The sequence below is a fragment of the Micromonospora sp. H33 genome, from assembly GCF_052068455.1.
Classification (GTDB): domain Bacteria; phylum Actinomycetota; class Actinomycetes; order Mycobacteriales; family Micromonosporaceae; genus Micromonospora.
In genome coordinates, this window is record NZ_JBQHDE010000003.1 from 343575 (window position 1) to 366131 (window position 22557).

The following is a 22557-nucleotide window of genomic DNA, read 5'->3' on the forward strand; positions in this document are numbered from 1 at the left end:
GGAAGGCTGCTGATGCCAGGTCAACAGCGCCGTGGCGGCGGGTCCGGTGGCAACGAGGGTGGTCGCCGCGACAACCGCCGTGAGGGCGGCCGCGGAAACGCGCCCGTCGAGAAGACCCCGCACCTCGAGCGGGTCGTCGCGATCAACCGCGTCGCCAAGGTCGTGAAGGGTGGTCGTCGCTTCAGCTTCACCGCCCTGGTGATCGTGGGCGACGGCGACGGCACCGTCGGCGTGGGCTACGGAAAGGCCAAGGAGGTGCCCGCGGCGATCGCCAAGGGCGTCGAGGAGGCCAAGAAGCACTTCTTCAAGGTGCCGCGGATCGGCCAGTCGATCCCGCACCCGGTGCAGGGCGAGGACGCCGCCGGCGTCGTGCTGCTCAAGCCGGCCTCGGCCGGTACGGGCGTCATCGCCGGTGGGCCGGTGCGCGCCGTGCTGGAGTGCGCGGGCATCCACGACGTGCTCTCCAAGAGCCTCGGGTCGTCCAACCCGATCAACATCGTGCACGCCACGGTGGCGGCGCTGAAGGGGCTGGAGTCCCCCGAGGCCGTCGCCGCCCGTCGTGGCCTGCCGGTCGAGGACGTTGCGCCGGCCGCGATGCTGGCGTCGCGGGCGGGGGTGGCGTCCTGATGGCTCGCCTGAAGGTCACCCAGGTCCGGTCCGAGATCGGGGCCAAGCAGAACCAGCGTGACTCGCTGCGTTCGCTCGGCCTCAAGCGGATCAACGACGTGGTGGTCAAGGAGGACCGTCCGGAGATCCGCGGCATGATCTTCGCGGTCAACCACCTCGTGAAGGTCGAGGAGGTCGAGTAATGACGATCAAGGTCCACCACCTGCGTCCGGCGCCCGGTGCCAAGACCGCGAAGACCCGTGTGGGTCGCGGTGAGGGCTCCAAGGGCAAGACCGCCGGCCGCGGTACCAAGGGCTCGAAGGCCCGCAAGAACATCTCGGCGGCGTTCGAGGGTGGGCAGATGCCCATCCACATGCGCCTGCCGAAGCTGAAGGGCTTCAAGAACAAGTTCAAGGTGACCTTCCAGGTGGTCAACCTGGACCGGCTCGCCGAGCTGTTCCCGAACGGCGGCCAGGTCGGTCCGGTCGAGCTGGTCGAGGCCGGCGCGGTCCGCAAGGGCCAGCCGGTCAAGATCCTCGGCACCGGCGACCTCGGTGGGGTGGCGCTCCAGGTGTCGGCGCACGCGTTCAGTGCGTCGGCCAAGGAGAAGATCGCCGCCGCCGGCGGCTCGGTCACCGAGCTGTAAGTTCACAACACCCGTGTGGCGCTCGATCTGTCGGACCGACGAACGAGCGCCATACGGGTTTCCACAGGGTGAATGGGCTTCGAGCACTGCCGAAGTGTGACTGCATCCTTGCTTGGCGCGCCTCCGCGGCGATGGCGTTGGCCGCTCGGTCGACACTCGTACGGGCGCTAATAGGCATTCGGTGCAGCCAGAACCTACGAACTGGGAGCGTTATGCCATTGGCATAACGCTCCCAGTCAAAGAAGATGAATTCTTAGCAGGTGACCCGGATCTTGTTAGATGCCTTGGTCTTGTACGCACCGCCAATTGTCTTGCCGGTAATCAGCGTGCGATAGGTTTGAGTGCCGGTTCCCTTGCAGTTGTAGTAGATGTACTTGTCGTATCCCGAGCCGGTGAAGGTCACCGAACTGCCAACCTGGCTCCAGCAGTCCCAGCAGGTCTCCTTCTGGATTTTGAGCGTGGCCTGGCCGCTGCCGCAGTTCGCCATGCTCCCATATCCGACGATCTGGCTTCCACTCTTGTAGGTCGTTCCGATGTGCACGTCGCAGGTCGCGGCGGAAGCTGCTGACCCGGGAGCTACGGCAAGACCGGCTAGAGCGAGTGCTACTGCTGCCGCAATTCTGACCAACGTACGCGTGAGGTTCACCCCGTGTCCTCTCTTCATGACGGACAGTCACGAAGGACGCTACGACGGTCCTCGATGGCCGTCAACCCCATGCGTCGATTGTGGTCTTTCACGCTTCTCATTGAGTTGTGGGCTTTCAAGGAGTAGGCGTGGCCGATATCGCCGATCCTTGGGCGCCAGCAGATGCCAGTTCGGCGACGTATGCAGGGGTTGTTCGTGCGCGATACCGGAAAACTGCTGTGACTGCCGGCGCCGAATGGAGCTGAGGGCCGGGTGGCCGTCGGCGTCGTGGTGATGAGCTCTACCGGGTCTGGCATCGGCCGGATCGCCGTCGCTACCGCAGCGGTGGGGCGCTGTGATGACGGATGGGGTTGCCGGCCATTCGAACCTCGCCGTTACGGTGTCATGGTCGAGGCGGAAACGGCGACGGCTGCCGGTCCCGTCTTCGAGAAGTTCAGCGGCTGGGCCGGCGCTGGCCGGCCAAGACATCTGGCTGTCGGAGCGGCCTCGACCTTGCCGACGCCGTCCCTCCGGTGACGGCCCTCGACGTGTCCTCTGAGTAGGGCTGCTTCCGCAGCTCTGCGAGCGGCGGGGCAACCCGTGGCGTGGTAGCGGACCGGACTGTTAGTGTGTCTCCTCGGCGACTTCGTGCTGTCGCCGGTTCGATGGCGCCCCCCGGTTGCTGGTAGGCGAGCCGGGCGGGCCTTCTGCGCAGGAGGATCCAGTTGTTGTCCGCCTTTATCAGTGCGTTCCGTACGCCTGACCTGCGCAAGAAGCTGCTGTTCACAGTTGGCATCATCGCGATCTACCGGCTCGGCGCCACGCTGCCCAGCCCGGGTGTGTCGTACGGCAACGTGCAGAAGTGCCTGGACACCTTGGAGAACGGCTCCACGGGCGTCCTGAACCTGCTCAACCTCTTCTCCGGTGGTGCGCTCCTGCAGCTGTCGGTCTTCGCGCTGGGCATCATGCCCTACATCACCGCGTCGATCATTCTGCAGCTGCTGACCGTGGTGATCCCGCGGCTGGAGCAGCTCCGCAAGGAGGGTCAGGCCGGCCAGGCGAAGATCACCCAGTACACCCGCTACCTGACCCTGGGGCTGGGTGTCCTGCAGGCGTCGGCGTTCGTCGCGCTGGCCCGCTCCGGTCAGCTCTTCCAGAACCAGTGCGACCAGTTCCCGATCATCCCCGAGGGGACCGGGGTCCCCGACTGGCTGACGCTGACCATCCTGGTCATGACGATGACGGCCGGCACCGGCGTGGTGATGTGGCTCGGCGAGCTGATCACCGACAGGGGCGTCGGCAACGGCATGTCGGTGCTGATCTTCACCTCGATCGCGGCCCGGCTCCCCGCCGAGGGCTGGCAGATCAAGCAGAGTGACAACGGCGGCTGGGGCAAGTTCCTCCTGGTCATCGCGCTGGTCCTGGTCGTCATCACCGCGGTCACCTTCATCGAGCAGGCGCAGCGCCGGATCCCGGTGCAGTACGCCAAGCGGATGATCGGCCGGCGGATGTACGGCGGCACCTCGACCTACATCCCGCTCAAGGTCAACCAGGCCGGTGTCATCCCGGTGATCTTCGGTTCGTCGCTGCTCTACCTGCCGCAGCTGGCCCTGCAGTTCTTCGACCAGACGGACCCGGGCAAGACCCAGGCGTGGATTCAGAACAACCTGGTCGACCCGACCAGCCCGATCTACATCTCGGTCTACTTCCTGCTGATCATCTTCTTCACGTACTTCTACGTCTCGATCACGTTCAACCCGACCGAGGTCGCGGACAACATGAAGAAGTACGGCGGCTTCGTGCCGGGCATCCGCCCCGGCAAGCCGACCGCCGACTACCTGGACTTCATCCTCAGCCGGATCACCCTGCCGGGCGCTCTCTACCTGGGCATCATCTCGATCCTGCCGAACTTCTTCTTCATCTGGCTGGACCGCCAGCAGTACCTGAACTTCCCGTTCGGCGGCACCGCTGTGCTGATCATGGTCGGCGTCGGTCTGGAGACAACCAAGCAGATCGAGAGCCAACTGATGCAGCGGAACTACGAAGGGTTCCTGCGGTAGATGAGACTCGTTCTGGTTGGCCCGCCGGGGGCGGGCAAGGGCACGCAGGCAGAGTTCATCGCCGCGCACCTCGCGGTGCCGAAGATCTCGACCGGAGACATCTTCCGCTCCAACGTGTCGCAGGGCACCCCGCTCGGCGTCGAGGCGAAGCGGTACATGGACGCCGGCGAGCTGGTGCCGGACGAGGTGACCATCAACATGGTGCGGGACCGGCTCGCCGAGCCGGACGCGAGCGAGGGCTTCCTGCTCGACGGCTTCCCGCGTACGACGCCGCAGGCCGCCGCGCTGGACAAGCTCCTCGCCGACCTCGGCACCGCGCTGGACCTGGTGCTGGAGCTGGTCGTCGACGACGACGAGGTGATCCGGCGGCTCTCCGGCCGGCGCACCTGCCGCGGCTGCGGCAAGATCTGGCACGTCGAGTTCGACGCCCCCAACCGGGAGGGCATCTGCGACCGGTGCGGCGCCGAGCTGTTCCAGCGGGACGACGACAAGCCGGAGACCATCGCCACCCGCCTGCGGGAGTACGCCGACAAGACCGCGCCGCTGGTCGACTACTACGGCGCACAGGGCAAGCTCGTGGGCATCGACGCCACGGGCCCGGTGGAGGACGTCACCGTCCGCGCCATCGACGCCCTGCGCTCGTACGGCGGCTGATCCTCCGGCGGATAGAGTGCGAAGAGCGGGGTACGCGACGACGTACCCCGCTCTTCGGCAGGAAAGGTAACGACCCGATGCGCCGTCCCCAGCTGGACATCCAGCTGAAGACCCCTGAACAGATCGAGAAGATGCGGGCCGCGGGGCTGGTGGTGGCCGAGGCGCTGCGTCGGATGCGCGAGGCCGTCGCGCCCGGCGTCAGCACCGCCGACCTGGACGCCATCGCCGAGTCGACCATCCGCGAGGCCGGGGCCGTCCCCTCCTTCAAGGGCTACCACGGCTTCCCCGCCTCGATCTGCTCCTCGGTCAACGAGCAGGTGGTGCACGCCATCCCGTCCCCCCGGCAGGTGCTCCGGGACGGCGACCTCATCTCCATCGACTGCGGGGCGGTGCTGGACGGCTGGCACGGCGACGCGGCGATCACCGTCGGCGTCGGCGACGTGAACCCGGCGCTGCTCAAGATGGCCGCGGTCGCCGAGGACGCGATGTGGGCCGGCATCGCCGCAGCCGCCCGCGGCGCTGCCAGCGGCAAGGGCCGGCTCACCGACATCTCCCACGCCGTCGAGACGGCGGTCCGCAAGGGCGGGCGGTACGGCATCGTCGACGGGTACGGCGGCCACGGCATCGGCACCGAGATGCACCAGGACCCGCACGTGCTCAACCACGGGCGCCCGGGCAAGGGGCCCCGCCTGGTACCCGGCATGGCCCTCGCCATCGAGCCGATGATCACCCTGGGGTCGCCCCGGACGGTGGAGCTGGCCGACGGCTGGACGGTGGTGACCCGGGACGGGTCGATGGCCGTGCACGTCGAGCACACCATGGCGCTGCTGCCCGACGGGGTGTGGGTGCTCACCGCACCGGACGGCGGCCGGGAGCGCCTCGGCGACCTGGTCACCGCCCGCCAGTCCGCGCCGGCCGCCTGACCCCCCGCGCCTGACCGTCTCCGCCGGCCCGCACCGGCTCCGCCGGACGCGGGACCGCGGCCGGTGGCGCGCCGGTGGCATGCTGGGACCCATGCAGGGGCGGGACGGGATGCGCGCCGCCGATGTCGACCGGCAGGCGGTGGCCGACCGGTTGCGGTCGGCCGTGGACGAGGGGCGTCTGGACCTGCACGAGTACGACGAGCGCCTCCAGCAGGCGTACGCCGCCCGCACGTACGGCGAACTCGACGCGCTGCTCGCGGACCTGCCGGCGCCGGCCGGCGCGGCGGCCTCGGCGCTCGCCGTCCCGGACGGGAGCGCTCTCGCTCCGACGGGCGGGCCGACCACGCCGTCCTGGGTGCCGGCGGTCGGAGCCCGACCGGTCGTCGCCCGGTGGCTCGCCGAGGTGTGGGAGCCGTGGCTGAAGGTCGTTCCGATCGTGGTCGCGATCTGGGCGGTGACGTCGCTGATGTCCCGGGACGCCCTCTACTTCTGGCCCGGCTGGGTGGCGGGCCCGTGGGGGGCCGTGCTGCTGGTCCGCACTGTGCTCGGGATCACGTCGGGGGAGCCGGCGCGCTGGGCGGACGAGCGGGAGCGCCGCCGGCAGCGGCGGCGGGAGAAGCGGGCCCGCAGGCGGGAGCGCACGGCCGCGCGGCGGGAAAGTCGGGAACTTCCGGGCGAATCCGGCTGAACGTCCGGTTTCTTCTGTTCGTGTCGCCGGTGATGGACGGTCGGTTTGGCGGCGGCGTGCAGGCGGGCGTACACTTTCTGATCGGCGCACAGCGTCCACTCCGGCATGCCCACCCTGCGCTTCGGTGGGCGTCGGAGCCGCGGCTGGCGCGGGCCATCTGATCTCGATCAGTCATCCCGTGTAAGACGTTGTGGGCCGTCCGGAGAAACCGACGTCAGGACAGCGGAGGACATGCCGAAAAAAGACGGAGCCATCGAGATCGAGGGCCGGGTCATCGAGCCCCTGCCGAACGCCATGTTCCGCGTGGAGCTCGCGAACGGTCACAAGGTGTTGGCTCACATCAGCGGCAAGATGCGGCAGCACTACATCCGCATCCTGCCGGAGGACCGGGTCGTCGTCGAACTCTCGCCGTACGACCTGACCCGAGGGCGCATCGTCTACCGCTACAAGTAAGCCTGACGACGGCCGGGTGAGTCCCGTGTCCGTCTTCGTCGCCCGGAGTCGCGAGCACCGCGTCGCCGGGCCAGATGGGAAGTAAGGCAACCGTGAAGGTCAAGCCGAGCGTCAAGCGGATCTGCAACAAGTGCCGGGTGATCCGCCGGCACGGCCGGGTCATGGTCATCTGCACCGACCCGCGCCACAAGCAGCGCCAGGGCTGAACCAGTTCCGACCGGTCGCGACACCGCGGCCGGTCGACAACCGGTCCGGGCCGCAGATCCTGACAACACATCACAGCTCGTCCCAGCCGCGGGAGTGCGCATCGCGTACCTCATCGTGGTTGACCCCCGGTCGGAGGCCGGGGCCCGCTCGGGCAGCGACCGATCCCGGTCGCCGGCGCTGACAGGCGCCGGAAGGACAGGGGCCGGTCGGTAGCGGGGTGGGACGGGTCCACACCTCCGCACGACATCACGAGGAGTACGCCCGCACATGGCACGTCTAGCCGGCGTCGATCTCCCCCGCGAGAAGCGGATGGAGATCGCGCTCACCTACATCTTCGGCGTGGGTCGCACCCGCGCCCTGGAGACGCTCGCCGCCACCGGCATCTCGCCGGACAAGCGCGTTCGGGACCTCACTGACGAGGAGCTGGTCCAGCTCCGCACTCACATCGAGGGCAACTACAAGGTTGAAGGCGACCTGCGCCGCGAGGTCGCCGCTGACATCCGCCGCAAGGTCGAGATCGGCTGCTACGCCGGCATCCGGCACCGCCGGGGCCTGCCCGTGCGTGGCCAGCGGACCAAGACCAACGCGCGGACCCGCAAGGGCCCGAAGCGGACCGTCGCCGGCAAGAAGAAGCCCGGCAAGAAGTAACTAGGAGCGCACAGACTTATGCCACCGAAGGCTCGTGCCGGAGCCGCCGCCAAGAAGGTCCGGCGCAAGGAACGCAAGAACGTCGCCCACGGGCAGGCGCACATCAAGAGCACCTTCAACAACACCATCGTGTCGATCACCGACCCGACCGGTGCGGTCATCTCCTGGGCCTCCTCGGGCCAGGTGGGCTTCAAGGGCTCCCGCAAGTCGACCCCGTTCGCCGCGCAGCTGGCCGCCGAGGCCGCCGCGCGTCGGGCGATGGAGCACGGCATGCGCAAGGTCGACGTGTTCGTCAAGGGCCCCGGCTCCGGCCGGGAGACCGCCATCCGTTCGCTGCAGGCAGCCGGGCTCGAGGTCGGTCAGATCGCCGACGTCACCCCGCAGCCGCACAACGGTTGCCGTCCGCCGAAGCGTCGCCGGGTCTGAGAGGTTAGAGAGAGATGGCTCGTTACACCGGTGCTGACTGCCGCCGTTGCCGGCGGGAGAAGATGAAGCTGTTCCTCAAGGGCAGCAAGTGCGATGGTCCGAAGTGCCCGTTCGAGTCCCGGCCGTTCCCGCCCGGGCAGCACGGCCGCGGCCGCACGAAGGAGACGGAGTACCTGCTCCAGCTCCGTGAGAAGCAGAAGGCCCGTCGTGTCTACGGCGTGCTGGAGAAGCAGTTCCGCGGTTACTACGAAGAGGCCGTGAGCAAGAAGGCCAAGACCGGCGAGGTCCTCCTGCAGATCCTCGAGTCGCGGCTGGACAACGTGGTCTACCGGGCCGGCTACGCCGGTTCCCGGGACATGGCCCGTCAGCTGGTCAAGCACGGTCACTTCACGGTGAACGGCAAGAAGGTCGACATCCCGTCGTACCGCGTCAAGGAGCACGACATCATCGAGGTCCGGGGCAAGAGCAAGGAGCTCACCCCGTTCCTGGTGGCGCAGGCTCAGGCCGGTTCGCGGTCGGTTCCGGCGTGGCTGGAGGCCATCCCGAGCCAGATGAAGATCCTCGTGCACTCGCTCCCGGCCCGCCAGGTGATCGACACCCAGGTCCAGGAGCAGCTGATCGTCGAGCTCTACTCCAAGTAAGGGCTCGTTGCGGTGGCCCGCCCTGCGGGGCGGGCCACCGGAACAGTTTGTGTCGTGGGCGTCATATAGCGGGCGCCCCGGAAGAGAAGAGAAGACATGCTCATCAGCCAGCGACCGTCTCTTTCCGAAGAGTCGATCAACGAGACCCGCTCCCGGTTCACCATCGAGCCGCTGGAGCCGGGCTTCGGCTACACCCTGGGCAACTCGCTGCGCCGGACGCTGCTGTCGTCCATCCCCGGTGCGGCGGTGACCTCGATCAAGATCGACGGTGTGCTGCACGAGTTCACCACGATCCCCGGGGTCAAGGAGGACGTGGTCGAGCTCGTCATGAACATCAAGGAGCTGTGCGTCAGCTCCGAGCACGACGAGCCGGTCAGCATGTACCTGCGCAAGCAGGGCCCGGGCGACGTGACCGCGGGTGACATCCAGCCCCCGGCCGGCGTCTCGGTGCACAACCCGGACCTGAAGCTCGCCACCCTCAACGGCAAGGGCCGGCTCGACATGGAGCTGACCGTCGAGCGGGGTCGCGGCTACGTGACGGCGGCGCAGAACAAGCAGGCGGGCGCCGAGATCGGCCGGATCCCGGTCGACTCGATCTACTCGCCCGTCCTGAAGGTGACCTACCGCGTCGAGGCGACCCGTGTCGAGCAGCGGACCGACTTCGACCGGCTGATCATCGACGTCGAGACCAAGGCGTCGATGGGCCCGCGTACCGCGCTGGCCTCCGCCGGTTCGACGCTGGTCGAGCTCTTCGGCCTGGCCCGGGAGCTGGACGAGACCGCCGAGGGCATCGACATCGGGCCGTCCCCACAGGACGCCCAGCTGGCGGCGGACCTGGCGCTGCCGATCGAGGAGCTGGACCTGACCGTCCGCTCCTACAACTGCCTCAAGCGCGAGGGCATCAACACCGTTGGTGAGCTCATCGGGCGTACCGAGGCCGACCTCCTCGACATCCGCAACTTCGGCCAGAAGTCGATCGACGAGGTCAAGATGAAGCTCGCCGGGATGGGTCTGGGGCTGAAGGACTCGGCTCCGAACTTCGACCCGGCGCACGTCGTGGACGCCTTCGGTGAGGCCGACTACGACACCGAGGACTACCGCGAGACTGAGCAGCTGTAAGCGCGGCTGAGGATTAACGAGGAGCACCGAGAATGCCCACGCCCACCAAGGGTCCCCGCCTCGGCGGCAGCCCGGCGCACGAGCGGCTGATGCTGGCCAACCTGGCCACGTCGCTGTTCCAGCACGGCAAGATCCAGACCACCGAGACCAAGGCCCGGCGGCTGCGTCCGCTCGCGGAGCAGCTGATCACCAAGGCCAAGCGCGGTGATCTGGCCTCCCGGCGTCGGGTGCTCGCCGTCGTCAAGGACAAGGACGTGGTCTACGCCCTGTTCGACCAGATCGCGCCGCGGTACGCCAACCGCAACGGTGGCTACACCCGGATCGTGAAGACCGGTCCGCGCAAGGGTGACGCCGCGCCGATGGCCATCATCGAGCTGGTCGAGGAGCTGCAGGTCGCCGAGCCGAAGGCGAACAAGAAGACCGCCGCCCGCAAGGCCGCGCAGCAGGACAAGGTCGAGGCGCTCGCCCCCGCCGAGGAGGCCCCGAAGTCGGCCGACAACGACCAGGACGCTGAAGCGCCCGTGTCGGCGTCGGGTGACACCGCGGCCGCTCGCGAGGACAGCGACGAGGCCGGCGAGAACGACAAGGCCTGATCCAGGCCACGATCGGGCCCGGCACCCCACCAGGGGTGCCGGGCCCGACCCGTCAGGAGGTACGAGTGGACGAGCGCACCCGGCTGCGGCTGGACGTCTCGTACGACGGCACCGACTTCTCGGGGTGGGCCGCGCAGCCGGAGCGGCGTACCGTCGCCGGGGTCCTCGCGCAGACCCTCGACCTGGTGCTCGGTGCCGGGACCGCGATCGGTCTGACCGTGGCCGGCCGGACCGACGCCGGGGTGCACGCCACCGGGCAGGTCTGCCACGTCGACCTGCCGACCGTCGTCTGGCGGCAGCACGAGGGGAGGCTGCTGCGCCGGCTCGCCCGGCTGCTCCCCACCGACGTGCGTGTCCGGGCGATGACCGAGGTGCCGGTCGACTTCGACGCGCGGTTCTCGGCGACCTTCCGGCGCTACGAGTACCGCGTCACCGACGCGCCCTGGGGCGCGGAGCCGCTGCGCCGGCACGACACCCTCGCCTGGCCGAGGCCGCTCGACCTGGCGACGCTGACCGCCGCCGCCGCGGGACTGGTGGGAGAGCACGACTTCGCCGCGTACTGCCGGCGGAAGGAGAACGCCACCACGCTGCGCGAGGTGACCCGGCTGGACTGGCGGCGGGATCCGGACGGGATCCTCGTCGCCACCGTCCAGGCCGACGCGTTCTGCCAGGCGATGGTGCGCAGCCTGGTCGGCGCGATGCTGACCGTCGGGGACGGCCGGCGGCCGGCCGGGTGGCCGGCCGGCCTGCTCAGTCGCCGCGAGCGCGCCAGCGAGGTGACCGTCGCCCCCGCGCACGGGCTCACCCTGGTCGCCGTCGGCTACCCCGAGGACCCGACCGAGTACGCCCGCCGCGCGGACCTCACGCGCCGGCTGCGCGTACCCCTGGAGGGCTGAGCGCCTTCGGAAGACGGGCGGGTGCGCGGCCGGCCGGCCGCGCACCCGCGGTGGTGTCGGTCGTCAGTCCTGGCTGTCGTTCTGCGAGCCGGTGTCGTCGTCGGGGCCGGCGGTGGGTTGGCCGGCCACGCCGCCGTCCGCCCTCCGCTCCAGCACCCCCTGGTTGAGGTGCAGTTCGATCATGTCGAAGAGGATCTCGCGGACTTTGGTGTCGCCGGACCGGATCGACTCACCGTCGGTCCGGGCCACCAGGGCGTACGCGAGGTAGTGGCCGCGTACCTGCCAGCCGACCCGGGCGGGGGCGGTGGCGATCGCCTCGGAGCCCTCGTCGGCGGCCATGCCCCGGAACCGGCCCTGGCGCTCGTCGAGTATCTGCCGGATCCGGTCGCGGGCGCGTTCGGCGCTGGCCCGGTCGGTGAGGTTGAACAGCCCGGCGGTGACCACGTGGTCGCCGTCCCCGGTGCGCAACGTCGCCCGGACCACCTGGTTGCAGCCGAGGCGGACCAGCAGCTCGGCCACTTCGCCGGTGGCGGCGACGGCGCAACTGCCGCTCGACTGTGTCTTCAGCAACCGGTACGCCGGCTGCCCCTCGGCGACGACGAGCTGCTTGGCCGGGAAGACCTCCTTGGCGCTCAGCGGCGCCTGGTCGGTGTCCCGGGAGTCGAGGTCGTTCGCCTTCGGCTCGGCGCTCTCCGCCGCCGGCTGGTTCGTCGGCGGGGTGATGAGGTCGTTGCCGCGCTCGCCGAGCAGGGCGGCTGAGCCGAGCCCGCAGAGCGCGAGCAGGACGAGGACCGCCGCGCCGCCGACCACCACCTGCCACATCCGGCCGCCGCCCCGCCGGGGCGGCGGCGCGACCGGCGCGGCCGACGAGTAGTCGTGCGGGTAAGGCGGCTCGGAAGCCGGGTCGACGGCCGGTCGGGGCGCCGGTTCCGCCGGTGCCGGGGGCGCCGGTTCCACGACCGGCCGGGCCCCCGGTTCGGCGGGTGGCACGGCCATCCGGGTGGTCCGGGGCAGGGACGGGGTGGGGAAGCGGGACGGTGAGGGCCCTGCCGGGGGAGGCGAACCGGGGCCGAGCACCGACAGGTCGGACTCGTGCTCCGGGTACTCCACGAATGCGTCCTCATCGGACTCGTACCGATACACCATGTTGCCCAGAGTAGGAGCTTCTGTCCCTTTAGGGGATAATAATGGGAAATTGTGATGACGCGGGGTGTCGCCGTGCCCTCCGCCGGCCGGTGAGAGAATCGCGCGTGTGACCGGCGACCACTACTTCACCGCTGAACCCACGACCGCCGCACACCCGCGCGAGGTCGAGTTCTCCGTCGCCGGACGCGACTACGCCCTGGCCTCCTCCGGCGGGGTCTTCTCGGCCGCCCGCCTCGACCCCGGCACCGCGGTGCTGCTGCGCAAGGCGGAGCTGCCGTCTCCCGGCACCACCGGCGACCTGCTCGACCTCGGCTGCGGCTTCGGACCGATCACCTGCGTGCTCGCCACCTCGGCACCGTCGGCCACCGTCTGGGCGGTGGACGTGAACGAGCGGGCGCGCGAGCTCACGGCGGCCAACGCCGCCCGGGTCGGCGCGGCGGACCGGGTTCGCGTCGCGCCGCCGGACGGCGTACCGGCCGAGGTGACCTTCGCCGAGATCTGGTCCAACCCGCCGATCCGGATCGGCAAGGAGGAACTGCACCAGTTGCTGCTGCGCTGGCTGCCCCGGCTCGCCCCGGACGGCGTCGCCTGGCTGGTGGTCGCCCGCCACCTCGGCGGCGACTCCCTGCACCGCTGGCTCACCGAGCAGGGCTGGCAGGTCGGGCGGCACGCCAGCCAGAAGGGCTTCCGGGTGCTGCGGGTCACCAGGTAATCGGTTGGCCCCCGCCGGGCGCTCGGGCAGGATGCCGGCGTGGGATACGTGGACGTGGCGGCGGTCGGGCACATCCTGCCCGACGGCCGGGAGCTTTTCGCCGACGTGTCGTTCCGGGTCGGCGAGGGCGCCAAGGTCGCGCTGGTCGGGCCGAACGGCGCGGGCAAGACGACGCTGCTGCGGATGATCGCCGGTGACCTGCCGGTGCAGCGCGGCGCGATCGCGCGTACCGGTGGGCTCGGCGTGATGCGTCAGTTCATCGGGATGATCGGCGACGAGTCCACCCTCGCGGACCTGGCCCTCTCGCTCGCCCCGCCGGCCCTGCGCGACGCCGGCCGCCGGCTCGCCGAGACCGACGCGGCCATGCGGGCGGCCGAGGTGCGCGGCAAGTACAGCACCGCCGCCGGCAAGGCCCAGCTCGCGTACGCGGACGCGCTCGCCGCCTGGGGCGAGGTCGGCGGGTACGACGCCGAGGTGCTCTTCGACACCGTCGCCACCATCGTGCTCGACCTGCCGTGGGACACCGCGCGGGACCGTCCGGTCCGGACGCTCTCCGGCGGCCAGCAGAAGCGTTTCGCCCTGGAACTGCTGCTGCGCGGCCCCGACGAGGTGCTGCTGCTGGACGAGCCGGACAACTTCCTCGACGTGCCGGGCAAGCGCTGGCTGGAGGCGCGGCTGCGCGAATCCGGCAAGTCGGTGCTGTACGTCTCGCACGACCGGGAGCTGCTGGCCCACACCGCCGACCGGGTCGTCGCCGTCGAGGGCGGGAGCGCCTGGGTGCACCCGGGCGGGTTCGCCAGTTGGCACGAGGCACGGGTCGCCCGGCACGACCGCCTGGACGAGCTGCGCAAGCGGTGGGACGAGGAGCACCAGAAGCTCCGTGAGCTGATGCTGATGTACAAGCAGAAGGCCGCGTACAACTCCGGGATGGCCTCCCGCTACCAGGCCGCCCAGACCCGGTTGCGCAAGTTCGAGGAGGCCGGGCCGCCGCCCGTACCCCCGAAGGACCAGGACATCCGGATGCGCCTGACCGGCGGGCGGACCGGGAAGCGCTCGGTGATCTGCGAGCAGGTGGAGCTCGACGGCCTGACCTACCCCTTCGACCTGGAGATCTGGTACGGCGACCGGGTCGCGGTGCTGGGTGCCAACGGCACCGGCAAGTCGCACTTCCTGCGGCTCCTCGCCCGCGGCGGCACCGACCCCGACCCGGCGAACGGGCCGGTGGGCGGCGCGGAGGCCCTCGCGCCGGTCGCGCACGACGGGGTGGCTCGGCTCGGCGCCCGCGTGCGGCCGGGGCACTTCTCCCAGACGCACGACCGGCCGGAGCTGATGGAGAAGACGCTGGTCGACATCCTGTGGCGCGGCGACGAGCACCGCGCCGGCATGGACCGGCACGCGGCGATGGCGGCGCTGTCCCGGTACGAGCTGGCCGGCCAGGGCGACCAGCGCTTCGGCACCCTGTCGGGCGGGCAGCAGGCCCGCTTCCTGGTGCTGCTGCTGGAACTGTCCGGGGCGACCCTGCTGCTGCTCGACGAACCGACCGACAACCTGGACCTGGCGAGCGCCGAGGCGCTGGAGGCAGGACTGGCCGCCTTCGAGGGCACCGTAGTGGCGGTGACGCACGACCGTTGGTTCACCCGCTCGTTCGACCGGTTCGTGCTGTTCCGGGGCGACGGTGAGGTGGTGGAGACCCCCGAGCCGGTCTGGAACGTGGCCTGATCCGGGCCGGAATAGGGTGGATCTCGTGACTGAGATGACGTACCGCCGGCTGGGCGACTCCGGGCTCGTGGTGTCCGTGATCGGCATCGGCTGCAACAACTTCGGCCGCAAGCTCGACCTCGACGGCACGCGTGCGGTGGTCGACGCCGCGTTCGACGCGGGGATCAACTTCTTCGACACCGCCGACATCTACGGCGAGCCGCAGGGCGGCTCCGAGGAACTGCTCGGCCAGGCGCTCAAGGGGCGCCGCGAGGACGTGGTCGTCGCCACCAAGTTCGGCATGGACATGCACGGCGCCAACGGGCCGGACCACGGTGCCCGGGGCGCCCGGCGCTACATCATGCGCGCCGTGGAGGCGTCGCTGCGCCGGCTCGGCACCGACCACATCGACCTGTACCAGATGCACGAGCCCGACCCGGGCACCCCGATCGACGAGACACTCGCCGCCCTGGACGACCTGGTGACCGCCGGCAAGGTGCGCTACCTGGGCAACTCCAACTTCGCCGGCTGGCAGATCGCCGACGCCGACTGGACCGCCACCTCGCAGGGGCGTACCCGGTTCATCTCCGCGCAGAACCACTACTCGCTGCTGGAGCGCGGCGTGGAGGCGGAGGTCATCCCCGCGTGCGAGCGGTTCGGGCTCGGCATGCTGCCGTTCTTCCCGCTCGCCAACGGGCTGCTCACCGGCAAGTACAAGCGGGACGAGGCGCCCCCGGCCGGCAGCCGTCTCGCCGGCGGCGGCCGGTACGCGCAGCGTCTCGCCGCCGCCGACTGGGACACCATCGAGGCGATCGAGGCGTACGCCGCCGAGCGGGGTCTCACGCTGCTCCAGGTGGCGATCGGCGGGCTCGCCGCCCAGCCGGCGGTGACCTCGGTGATCGCCGGCGCCACCACACCCGAGCAGGTGCGCGCCAACGCCGAGGCGGGCGTCTGGCAGCCCGACGACGAGGACCTGGCCGCTCTGCGCGCGGTGCTCGACCGGTAAGCGGGAACGGCCCGGCACCCCGCCGACGGACGGTGGGGTGCCGGGCCGCGGCGCGAGCGGGCCTACGACCGGTCGCGCCGCCGCCGGCCCCGCAGTGGCGCGGCCAGCGCCACGACGACGAGCACGGCGACGCCGACCGCGACCGCCCGCCACCAACCGGGTGCGTCGCCACCGCCGGCGGACCGGTCCGCCCGCGCCGACGACGCGTCCCGGGCGACCGGGGCCAGCGACGGGGTCTGCGCCGCTCGCGCCTCCACCTGCGCGGTCGCGGTACCGGAGTACGCCGCGGGCGCCGTCACCCGCACTTTCCAGGTGCCGGGGGAGAGGACCGGGCCGGTGGTGTAGAAGCCCTGGCCCTCGGCCGCCGGTTCGAGTTGCAGCGGGCCGACCGTCCGCCCGCCGGAACCGGAGGCGGTGAGGGTCAGCCGGACCACCTTGTCGAGGCGGTGGCCGTCGGCGTACGTGGCCTGGATGGTGACTCCACCGGCCCCGTCACCAGCCACCGTCAGCTTGAGCTTCGTGCTGTGCGCCGTGGCCGGGGCCGCGGCGAGGAACGCCAGGACCAGGCCGGCGAGCGTGGCGGCAACGGCCTTCCCGATTCGCATCGTCAGGTTCCTCCTCACTCGGGCTGAGGGGCCCCGCCCGGTCGGTGCCGGGCGGGGCCCCGTCGGTCACAGGCGACGGCCGGGAGCGATCCGGGTGGGATCACCGCCGAGCCGACCGGTGCCGGTCACCGGCTCACCGTCGTTGGCCCGTACACCCGCCGTGCTGGCCGCGCCGCCGAGCCGGACGATCATGGCGTCGGCGTCCCGGACCAGCACGTCCCGGACCTCCGCCTCACCGACCAGCGAGGCGTCGGCGGCGAGGGTGCGGAACGCGGTCAGGTGCTTGACCGCACGGTCGTCCTTGCCGGCTGCCTCCGCCTTCCGGGCGTCGGAGAGCTTGGCTGACAACTGCGTGTGCGCCTTGGCCGAGAGCCGCCCGGTCGCCTTGAACCGGTCCAGCAGGTTCTGCATGTCCCGGAACGAGGTGGTGACGAAGAACCGGACCGCCGTCGTGGTGGCGTTGCCCGCCTTGTCGGTCGCGGTCACCGTCAGCTCGTGCAGGCCCAGCGGCAGCTCGTACATCGCCTGGAGCGTGCCGCTGGCGTACGCCCGGCCGTCCAGCTCGCCGACCACGGTGGCGATGCCCGAGGTCGGGTCGACCGCCTGCCAGGACACCCGGACGTCCTGGCTGTCCCCGTAGAGCTGGCCGTCGGCGATGCCGGAGACCAGCAGGGTCGGCTTGACGCCGTCGATCCGCACCACCGCCGACTTGAGCGTCTCGGCGTTGCCCGCGGTGTCGGTGGCCCGGTAGAGCAGCTCGTGCGAGCCGTCGCCGGTGATCTCCACCGGTGCCGTGTACGGCGTCCACGCGCCGCCGTCCAGCGACCATTCCAGCAGCTTCACCCCGGAACCGGCGTCGCTCGACGTCAGCACCACGGGAACGGTGCCGTCGTGCCAGCCCTCGTCGTTGGCCGGAGCGAACGCGGCGGTGCTGACCGGCGCCGTGGCGTCGATCTTGACGGTTACCGTCCTCGTCGCCTCCACGTTGCCGGCCTCGTCGACCGAGCGGAACCGCAGCCCGTGCTCGCCGTCCCCGGTCACCGCGACCGGAGCGGTGTACGCCGTCCAGGCGGTGGCGGTGTCGAGCTGGTACTCCGTGCGGGCCACCCCGCTGCCGCCGTCCTCGTCGACGGCGGTCAGCGCGACCGTGACCGGCCCGGTGTGCCACCCCTCGACCGGTGCGCCGGACACGGTGGCGGTGGTCACCGGCGCGGTGTCGTCGACCGGCCCGGTGGTGAGCCGGAAGTAGTCGAACGACGCCGTCTTCGAGGCGGTCTGGTTGGCGCCGAGGGTGAACAGACCCACCTTCGGGGTCGCCCCGACCGCCGCGTTGGTCAGCTCCGTCAGGGTGGTCCAGGTGGTCCCGTCCGCCGAGTACGAGGCGGTGAACGTGTTGCCGCTGCGGGCCAGCCGCAGGTGCCACACCGAGCCCGTCAGGTTCTCCGCCTGGGGTTGCGGGTTCTGCACCGCCCCGCCGATCTCACTGCGGAACTCGATCCGCCGCGCCACCGGTTGGCCCGGCTGGTTGTCCACGATGTAGTCGAACTTCAGGTAGTTGTCGTCGTCGGCGTGCACGATCAGGCCGGCCTGCTGGTACTGCTCGTTCAGCAGGCTGCCGTCGACCTTCGTCTCCAGGGTCCAGTCGCCGGCCGGCGCGGTCTGGAGGATGAAGTTCGCCGGCCCGGAGTTGCCGGAGCCGTAGATGTCGCCGTTCGGCACGTCGATCCGCAGCGCGCCGCCGGTGACCCGGTAGCCGTTCGGGTTCTCCCGGAGGATCGCGTTCCACCGGCACTTGTCCAGCCCGTCACCGGTGAACCCGTCCGACGGGTCGACCGGCCCGGCCGGTACGTCCGGCGTGACCTGGAACCAGTCGAACGCCGCCTCCACCACCGGCGCGTCCGTGCCGCCGTTGAGGGCGAAGAGCCCGATCCGCGGGTTGGTGATCCCGGCGAGCGCGGCCGGCCGACCGACCGGGGTGAAGGCCTGGCCGTCGGCCGAGACGGCCGCGGTCAGGTTCGTCCCGTCACTGGTGAGGCGCAGGTGCAGGGTGTCGCCGGCCGGCGCGGCGATGCTGTCGGCGGCCTCGTTGCGTGGCGCGCCGGCGGTCTCCCGGATGAACTCCACCCGCCGACTGCCGCCGTACAGCAGGTCCAGCTTGGCGTAGTTCTCGTCGTCGCCGTACACCAGTAGGCCGGCCTGCTGGTAGTTGGCCGTCACCGGCAGGGTGACCCGGGTGGTCACCTGCCAGGCGCCGGCCGGCGCCGGCTGGAGCACCAGGTTGGTCGCGTCGTTGCGACCGCCGTACAGGTCGCCGACCGCGGTGGGCAGGCGCAGCGCCCCGTCGGAGACCGACAGGAGCTGGTTCTCCCGCACCACACTGCTCCACCGCTCCCGGTTGAGGGCGCTGCCGGTGAAGTCGTCCGAGCGCGCCCCGAAGCAGGACGTGTTCGGCGCGTCGACCCGTACCGGCACGGTGGTGTACGCCCGAGCGCCCCGGCTGTCGGTCACCGTCAGCGTGGCGGTGAAGGTGCCGGGCGCGGTGTAGGTGTGGGTCGCGTCGAGCGTCGTCGCCGTACCACCGTCACCGAAGTCCCACGCGTACGTCAGCGGGGTGTCCCCCTCGGCGTCGGTGGCCGTGCCGTCGAAGGCGACGGTGACCGGCACGGTGCCGGTGGCCGGGGTGGCGGTGGCGGTCACGGCCGGGGGCCCGTTCTCGGTGACGCCCCGGCCGAGGAAGTCCGCCCAGTTGACGTTGAACAGCGACCCCGCGCCGGCGGCCGGGTCCTGGGCCACGAAGTACAGGGTGCCGCTCGCCGGGCCGGTCACCGGCGCCGTCACGTCGGTGTACGTCTGCCAGGCGCCGGTACCCGGCACGGTGGCCTGGGCGACCACCGGTCCGTCGACCGCGCCGGCCCGGACCTCGATCACGCCGCCGCTGGTCGCCGAGGCGACCCGGAACCGGATCGAGGTGATGTTGGTCAGGTCGGCCGGCACGAGCGACCACCAGTCACCGTCCTCGATGAAGCCGATGTTCTGGCCGCCGCCGGCGGTGTCGCCGGTGGTCTCCTTCTGCACGCCCGGGTCGCCGCCGCCGGTGCTCCCCGGTGCCCGGCCGGTCGCGGTGTAGAACTCGGCCTGCTTGCGCTTGGGCTGGAGCTGCTCGATGTCCCGGCCGGTCAGCGGGGCGGCCCCGCCGGCCCCGCCGTCGTCGGTGTAGGTGGCCTCGAAGACGGTGAACACGTCGGCCTCGGCGCCGTGCCCGGAGGCGAGCGACGTCTGGACCGTGCCGGTGCAGCCGGTGTGCTGCTCCAGCGGGTGGGCGTGCTCGTCGTGGCCGAGCAGGACCTGGAGTCGCACCCGGTCGCAGTCGATCGTGCCGTCCTCCGGGTCGGTCACCGTGATCGTGTAGCGGACCTGGTCGCCCCAGTCGAAGAATCCGCCGTCCGGCGGGAACTCGAGCTGCACGGTCGGCGCGGTGTTGCCCACCGTGACCGGCACGTTCGCCACCGCCGTACGGCCCTTCGGATTGGTGACGGTGAGCTGGGCGGTGTAGTTGCCGGGCGACGCGTACGTGTGGGTGGGGTTGGCCGCCGTCGAGGTCTGCCCGTCGCCGAAGGCCCACGCGTACGTCAGCGCGCCGCCGTCCGGGTCGCGTGACCCGGCGCTGGAGAACGCCACGGTCAGTGGCGCCGGCCCGGAGGTCGGCTCGGCGTCGGCCACCGCGATCGGGGCGCGATCGGCGGCGATGTAGTCGATCCGGTAGACGCCGGAGTTGTCGTTGTTGCCGCCGAAGCCGCTGCCCCACTCGATCAGGTAGAGCGCGCCGTCCGGGCCGAACTCGAAGTCCATCGGCCGGAGGAAGCTCATCCCGGCGAGCAGCTGGTTGATGTCGACCAGCGACTTCCCGTCGGCGGTGACCTGCATCGTGTACATCTTCGACTGGTTCCACTCGCCGAACATCGCCTTGCCGTCGTAGTACGCCGGCCACTTGCGGTCCGAGTCGAGGTCGGCGTCGTATCGGTAGACCGGGCCACCCATCGGGGCGCCGCCGCCACCGATCTCCGGGAAGCGCGGGTTGCCGCCGTAGTCGTAGTCCACGGTCGCCGGAACGGCCGGCGGGAGGTCGGTCAGGCCGGTGTTGTTCGGCGAGTCGTTCACCGGTGCGGCGCAGTCGAACTTCGCGTCGCTCGGGCCGGACGGGAACTGGTAGTCGTTGTAGGCGTAGTTCGCGCCGGTGCAGTACGGCCAGCCGTAGTTGCCGGGGGTGGCGACGATGTTCCACTCCACCGTCCCCTCCGGTCCCCGGTTGGGGTTGGCCGAGGCGGCGTCCGGCCCGTAGTCGGCGACGTAGAGCGTGTCGGTGCCCGGGTCAACGCCGATCCGGAACGGGTTACGGAAGCCCATGGCGTAGATCTCCGGCCGGGTCTTCGCGGTGCCCGGCGGGAAGAGGTTCCCCGCCGGCACGGTGTACGTCCCGTCGTCCTCGGGGTGGATCCGGATGACCTTGCCGCGCAGGTCGTTGGTGTTGCCGGAGGTGCGCTGCGCGTCGTAGTCGGCCCGCCCCGGACGCTCGTCGATCGGGGTGTACGCGTCGGACTGGAACGGGTTGGTGTTGTCGCCGGTGGCCAGGTAGAGATTGCCGGCCCGGTCGAAGGCCATGCTGCCGCCGGCGTGACAGCAGGTGTTGCGCTGGGTGTCGACGCGGAGGACCTGCTTCTCGCTGGCCGGGTCGATCGTGTCCCCGGTCACCGTGAACCGGGACAGCAGGTTGCGCGCCACCCCGTCGTTCGGGGCGTAGTACAGGTACACCCACCGGTTGGTGGCGAAGTCCGGGTCGAGCCGGATGCCGATCAGGCCGTCCTCGTTGCCGGTGAACACGTCGAGGTCGAGGGCGGTGACCGTGCTGCCGGTGTCCGGCTTGACGATCTGCACCCGGCCGTCACGCTCGATGTAGAAGACCCGGCCGTCGGGGGCGACGTCCAGCTCCATCGGGTTGCTGGTGTTGCTGTCCAGCGTCACCTTCTCGAAGCTCTCGGTCAGCGACGCGCCGCAGTCGGCGTCCTGCACCCCGGCGGCGGTGCGGATGCCGCCGAGCAGGTGCGCGAGGAACTCCGGCTCGGCGTACGACTCGCGGGTGTGCCCGCCGCCGGTGTACCAGGCCCGCCCGCCGTCGAAGTCCTGGCACCAGGCGATCGGGTGGTCGTGACCCATCGCACCCGCACCCGGGGAGTAGCTGGTCTCGTCGAGGGTCGCCAGCACGTGCACGTCGCCGCGCGGGTTGGACTGGTAGTTGTACCACTCGTCGAACCGGGACCAGCGCTCCGGCAGGTGGGCGGTGGACTCGTGCGCGTGGTCCTCCACCTTGACCGTGGCCTGCTGGTTGGCCGGGTGGCTGGCGAAGTAGGCGCCCACCAGCTCCCCGTACCAGGACCAGCTGTACTCGGTGTCGGAGGCGGCGTGGATGCCGGCGTACCCGCCGCCGGCGCGGACGTAGCGCTCGAACGCCGCCTGCTGGTCGGGGTCGAGCACGTCACCGGTGGTGGAGAGCCAGACGACCGCCCGGTACCGGGCGAGGTTCTCGTCGGTGAACGCGGCGCCGTCCTCGGTGGTGTCGACGGTGAAGCCGTGCTCCGCGCCGAGCTGCTGGATCGCGGCGATACCGGTGGGGATGGAGTCGTGCCGGAAGCCGGCGGTCTTGGAGAACACCAGGACCGAGAAAGGGTCGTCGGCGGCGGCGTTCGGGGCGGGAGCCGCGACCGGCGCGACCGGCGCGGTGGGGGCGGCCTGGGCAACAGGGGCGGCCTGGGCAACAGGGGCGGCCTGCGCGGTGGGCGCGGCGACGAGCATGGTCGCGGCGAGCCCGAGGGTGAGCAAGGTGGCGGTGACGGGTACGCGGGCACGGCGTGGTCGGGACACTCCGGTCTCCTTTGTCCTGACTGGACAGGGGTCGCGGGGGCCGGCTCGCCGAAGACCGTCCCGGATGGAGCCGGTCGGGACGCCGTGCCAGGGCGCCGTTCCGGCATTATGTCGACTCGCTGAACAAACTAGTTCGGTTGGCTCAGTTCTTAGCAAGGCTTCGATGGATAACGTTTCGGCAACGGCGGACGTCAATCCAGCCAGGACAGTGCAAACCGACCGTCGGGGCGGGCGGAACCGGCTCCGGTTAGCACATCCACCGGCGGCACTCCGCCGAAACCGCGCCTTG

General features: G+C 70.8%; 22 protein-coding genes. 18 read left to right on the forward strand and 4 right to left on the reverse strand.

Going from position 1 to position 22557, the window contains the following annotated elements; translation table 11 throughout:
• Positions 1-12: 12 nt before the first annotated feature.
• Genes rpsE through rplO form a run of 3 tightly spaced genes read left to right on the forward strand, consistent with a single transcriptional unit; the run spans position 13 to position 1252 of the window.
• Complete coding sequence (rpsE, locus tag ACTMS0_RS10835; protein ID WP_091102580.1) at positions 13-627, forward strand: 30S ribosomal protein S5; 615 nt, start codon at positions 13-15, stop codon at positions 625-627.
• Complete coding sequence (rpmD, locus tag ACTMS0_RS10840; RefSeq protein WP_441155006.1) at positions 627-809, forward strand: 50S ribosomal protein L30; 183 nt, start codon at positions 627-629, stop codon at positions 807-809. The genes rpsE and rpmD overlap by 1 nt, the downstream gene beginning before the upstream one ends.
• Positions 809-1252 (forward strand): 50S ribosomal protein L15, encoded by a 444-nt coding sequence (gene rplO / locus ACTMS0_RS10845; protein ID WP_441155007.1) that lies wholly within the window; start codon positions 809-811, stop codon positions 1250-1252. Before rpmD ends, rplO begins: the two co-directional genes overlap by 1 nt.
• A gap of 253 nt (positions 1253-1505) precedes the next feature.
• On the opposite strand, the gene ACTMS0_RS10850 is transcribed toward rplO, so the two are convergent.
• Entirely contained in the window at positions 1506-1898 is a 393-nt protein-coding gene (locus ACTMS0_RS10850; protein WP_441155008.1) for a hypothetical protein, read from the reverse strand.
• Between the two features lie 704 nt (positions 1899-2602).
• On the opposite strand from ACTMS0_RS10850, the gene secY reads away from it, so the two are divergent.
• The 12 genes from secY to truA all read left to right on the forward strand — a co-directional run bounded on the left by secY (position 2603) and on the right by truA (position 11185).
• Entirely contained in the window at positions 2603-3937 is a 1335-nt protein-coding gene (secY, locus tag ACTMS0_RS10855; protein ID WP_441155009.1) for a preprotein translocase subunit SecY, read from the forward strand.
• Entirely contained in the window at positions 3938-4591 is a 654-nt protein-coding gene (locus ACTMS0_RS10860; RefSeq protein ID WP_441155010.1) for an adenylate kinase, read from the forward strand.
• A 77-nt stretch (positions 4592-4668) separates the two neighbouring features.
• Entirely contained in the window at positions 4669-5514 is an 846-nt protein-coding gene (gene map / locus ACTMS0_RS10865; RefSeq protein ID WP_441155011.1) for a type I methionyl aminopeptidase, read from the forward strand.
• Positions 5515-5605: 91 nt separating this feature from the next.
• The gene (locus tag ACTMS0_RS10870; protein ID WP_441155012.1) at positions 5606-6202 is read left to right on the forward strand and encodes a DUF1707 SHOCT-like domain-containing protein; all 597 of its coding nucleotides are present in this window, start codon (positions 5606-5608) and stop codon (positions 6200-6202) included.
• A 231-nt stretch (positions 6203-6433) separates the two neighbouring features.
• The gene (gene infA / locus ACTMS0_RS10875) at positions 6434-6655 is read left to right on the forward strand and encodes a translation initiation factor IF-1 (protein ID WP_007073013.1); all 222 of its coding nucleotides are present in this window, start codon (positions 6434-6436) and stop codon (positions 6653-6655) included.
• Between the two features lie 92 nt (positions 6656-6747).
• Positions 6748-6861 (forward strand): 50S ribosomal protein L36, encoded by a 114-nt coding sequence (gene rpmJ / locus ACTMS0_RS10880; protein ID WP_012184307.1) that lies wholly within the window; start codon positions 6748-6750, stop codon positions 6859-6861.
• 268 nt (positions 6862-7129) lie between these two features.
• A complete protein-coding gene (gene rpsM, locus ACTMS0_RS10885) occupies positions 7130-7510 on the forward strand; it encodes a 30S ribosomal protein S13 (RefSeq protein WP_441155013.1) in 381 nt (126 codons plus the stop codon).
• 18 nt (positions 7511-7528) lie between these two features.
• Entirely contained in the window at positions 7529-7936 is a 408-nt protein-coding gene (gene rpsK / locus ACTMS0_RS10890) for a 30S ribosomal protein S11 (RefSeq protein WP_441155014.1), read from the forward strand.
• Between the two features lie 14 nt (positions 7937-7950).
• Positions 7951-8577: a 30S ribosomal protein S4 gene (gene rpsD, locus ACTMS0_RS10895; protein WP_441155015.1), complete on the forward strand. Its 627-nt coding sequence runs from the start codon at positions 7951-7953 to the stop codon at positions 8575-8577.
• A 96-nt stretch (positions 8578-8673) separates the two neighbouring features.
• The gene (locus ACTMS0_RS10900; protein WP_441155016.1) at positions 8674-9696 is read left to right on the forward strand and encodes a DNA-directed RNA polymerase subunit alpha; all 1023 of its coding nucleotides are present in this window, start codon (positions 8674-8676) and stop codon (positions 9694-9696) included.
• 32 nt (positions 9697-9728) lie between these two features.
• A complete protein-coding gene (gene rplQ, locus ACTMS0_RS10905; protein WP_168003793.1) occupies positions 9729-10289 on the forward strand; it encodes a 50S ribosomal protein L17 in 561 nt (186 codons plus the stop codon).
• A 65-nt stretch (positions 10290-10354) separates the two neighbouring features.
• Complete coding sequence (truA, locus tag ACTMS0_RS10910) at positions 10355-11185, forward strand: tRNA pseudouridine(38-40) synthase TruA (RefSeq protein WP_441155017.1); 831 nt, start codon at positions 10355-10357, stop codon at positions 11183-11185.
• A 63-nt stretch (positions 11186-11248) separates the two neighbouring features.
• Here the strand turns inward: truA and ACTMS0_RS10915 are convergent, their stop codons facing one another.
• Entirely contained in the window at positions 11249-12331 is a 1083-nt protein-coding gene (locus ACTMS0_RS10915) for a hypothetical protein (protein WP_441155018.1), read from the reverse strand.
• A 106-nt stretch (positions 12332-12437) separates the two neighbouring features.
• Here ACTMS0_RS10915 and ACTMS0_RS10920 point away from each other — a divergent pair, with 106 nt between their 5' ends.
• Genes ACTMS0_RS10920 through ACTMS0_RS10930 form a run of 3 tightly spaced genes read left to right on the forward strand, consistent with a single transcriptional unit; the run spans position 12438 to position 15747 of the window.
• On the forward strand, positions 12438-13043 hold the full coding sequence (locus tag ACTMS0_RS10920; RefSeq protein WP_441155019.1) for a class I SAM-dependent methyltransferase: 606 nt from the start codon (positions 12438-12440) through the stop codon (positions 13041-13043).
• 39 nt (positions 13044-13082) lie between these two features.
• The gene (locus ACTMS0_RS10925; protein WP_441155020.1) at positions 13083-14762 is read left to right on the forward strand and encodes an ABC-F family ATP-binding cassette domain-containing protein; all 1680 of its coding nucleotides are present in this window, start codon (positions 13083-13085) and stop codon (positions 14760-14762) included.
• Between the two features lie 16 nt (positions 14763-14778).
• Entirely contained in the window at positions 14779-15747 is a 969-nt protein-coding gene (locus tag ACTMS0_RS10930; RefSeq protein WP_441155021.1) for an aldo/keto reductase, read from the forward strand.
• 62 nt (positions 15748-15809) lie between these two features.
• Here ACTMS0_RS10930 and ACTMS0_RS10935 read toward each other — a convergent pair whose 3' ends face one another.
• The gene (locus ACTMS0_RS10935) at positions 15810-16352 is read right to left on the reverse strand and encodes a hypothetical protein (RefSeq protein WP_441155022.1); all 543 of its coding nucleotides are present in this window, start codon (positions 16350-16352) and stop codon (positions 15810-15812) included.
• A 66-nt stretch (positions 16353-16418) separates the two neighbouring features.
• Positions 16419-22268 (reverse strand): ThuA domain-containing protein, encoded by a 5850-nt coding sequence (locus tag ACTMS0_RS10940; RefSeq protein ID WP_441155023.1) that lies wholly within the window; start codon positions 22266-22268, stop codon positions 16419-16421.
• Positions 22269-22557 lie beyond the last annotated feature (289 nt).

Bases quoted from the DNA above. Each gene is read 5' to 3' on its own strand.
- ACTMS0_RS10915 (WP_441155018.1), bottom strand. From the start codon at position 12,331: ATGGTGTATCGGTACGAGTCCGATGAGGACGCATTCGTGGAGTACCCG.
- infA (WP_007073013.1), top strand. From the start codon at position 6,434: ATGCCGAAAAAAGACGGAGCCATCGAGATCGAGGGCCGGGTCATCGAG.
- rplO (WP_441155007.1), top strand. From the start codon at position 809: ATGACGATCAAGGTCCACCACCTGCGTCCGGCGCCCGGTGCCAAGACC.
- rpsD (WP_441155015.1), top strand. From the start codon at position 7,951: ATGGCTCGTTACACCGGTGCTGACTGCCGCCGTTGCCGGCGGGAGAAG.
- rpsM (WP_441155013.1), top strand. From the start codon at position 7,130: ATGGCACGTCTAGCCGGCGTCGATCTCCCCCGCGAGAAGCGGATGGAG.
- rpsK (WP_441155014.1), top strand. From the start codon at position 7,529: ATGCCACCGAAGGCTCGTGCCGGAGCCGCCGCCAAGAAGGTCCGGCGC.
- map (WP_441155011.1), top strand. From the start codon at position 4,669: ATGCGCCGTCCCCAGCTGGACATCCAGCTGAAGACCCCTGAACAGATC.
- rplQ (WP_168003793.1), top strand. From the start codon at position 9,729: ATGCCCACGCCCACCAAGGGTCCCCGCCTCGGCGGCAGCCCGGCGCAC.
- rpsE (WP_091102580.1), top strand. From the start codon at position 13: ATGCCAGGTCAACAGCGCCGTGGCGGCGGGTCCGGTGGCAACGAGGGT.
- ACTMS0_RS10870 (WP_441155012.1), top strand. From the start codon at position 5,606: ATGCAGGGGCGGGACGGGATGCGCGCCGCCGATGTCGACCGGCAGGCG.
- ACTMS0_RS10860 (WP_441155010.1), top strand. From the start codon at position 3,938: ATGAGACTCGTTCTGGTTGGCCCGCCGGGGGCGGGCAAGGGCACGCAG.
- ACTMS0_RS10900 (WP_441155016.1), top strand. From the start codon at position 8,674: ATGCTCATCAGCCAGCGACCGTCTCTTTCCGAAGAGTCGATCAACGAG.
- rpmD (WP_441155006.1), top strand. From the start codon at position 627: ATGGCTCGCCTGAAGGTCACCCAGGTCCGGTCCGAGATCGGGGCCAAG.
- ACTMS0_RS10935 (WP_441155022.1), bottom strand. From the start codon at position 16,352: ATGCGAATCGGGAAGGCCGTTGCCGCCACGCTCGCCGGCCTGGTCCTG.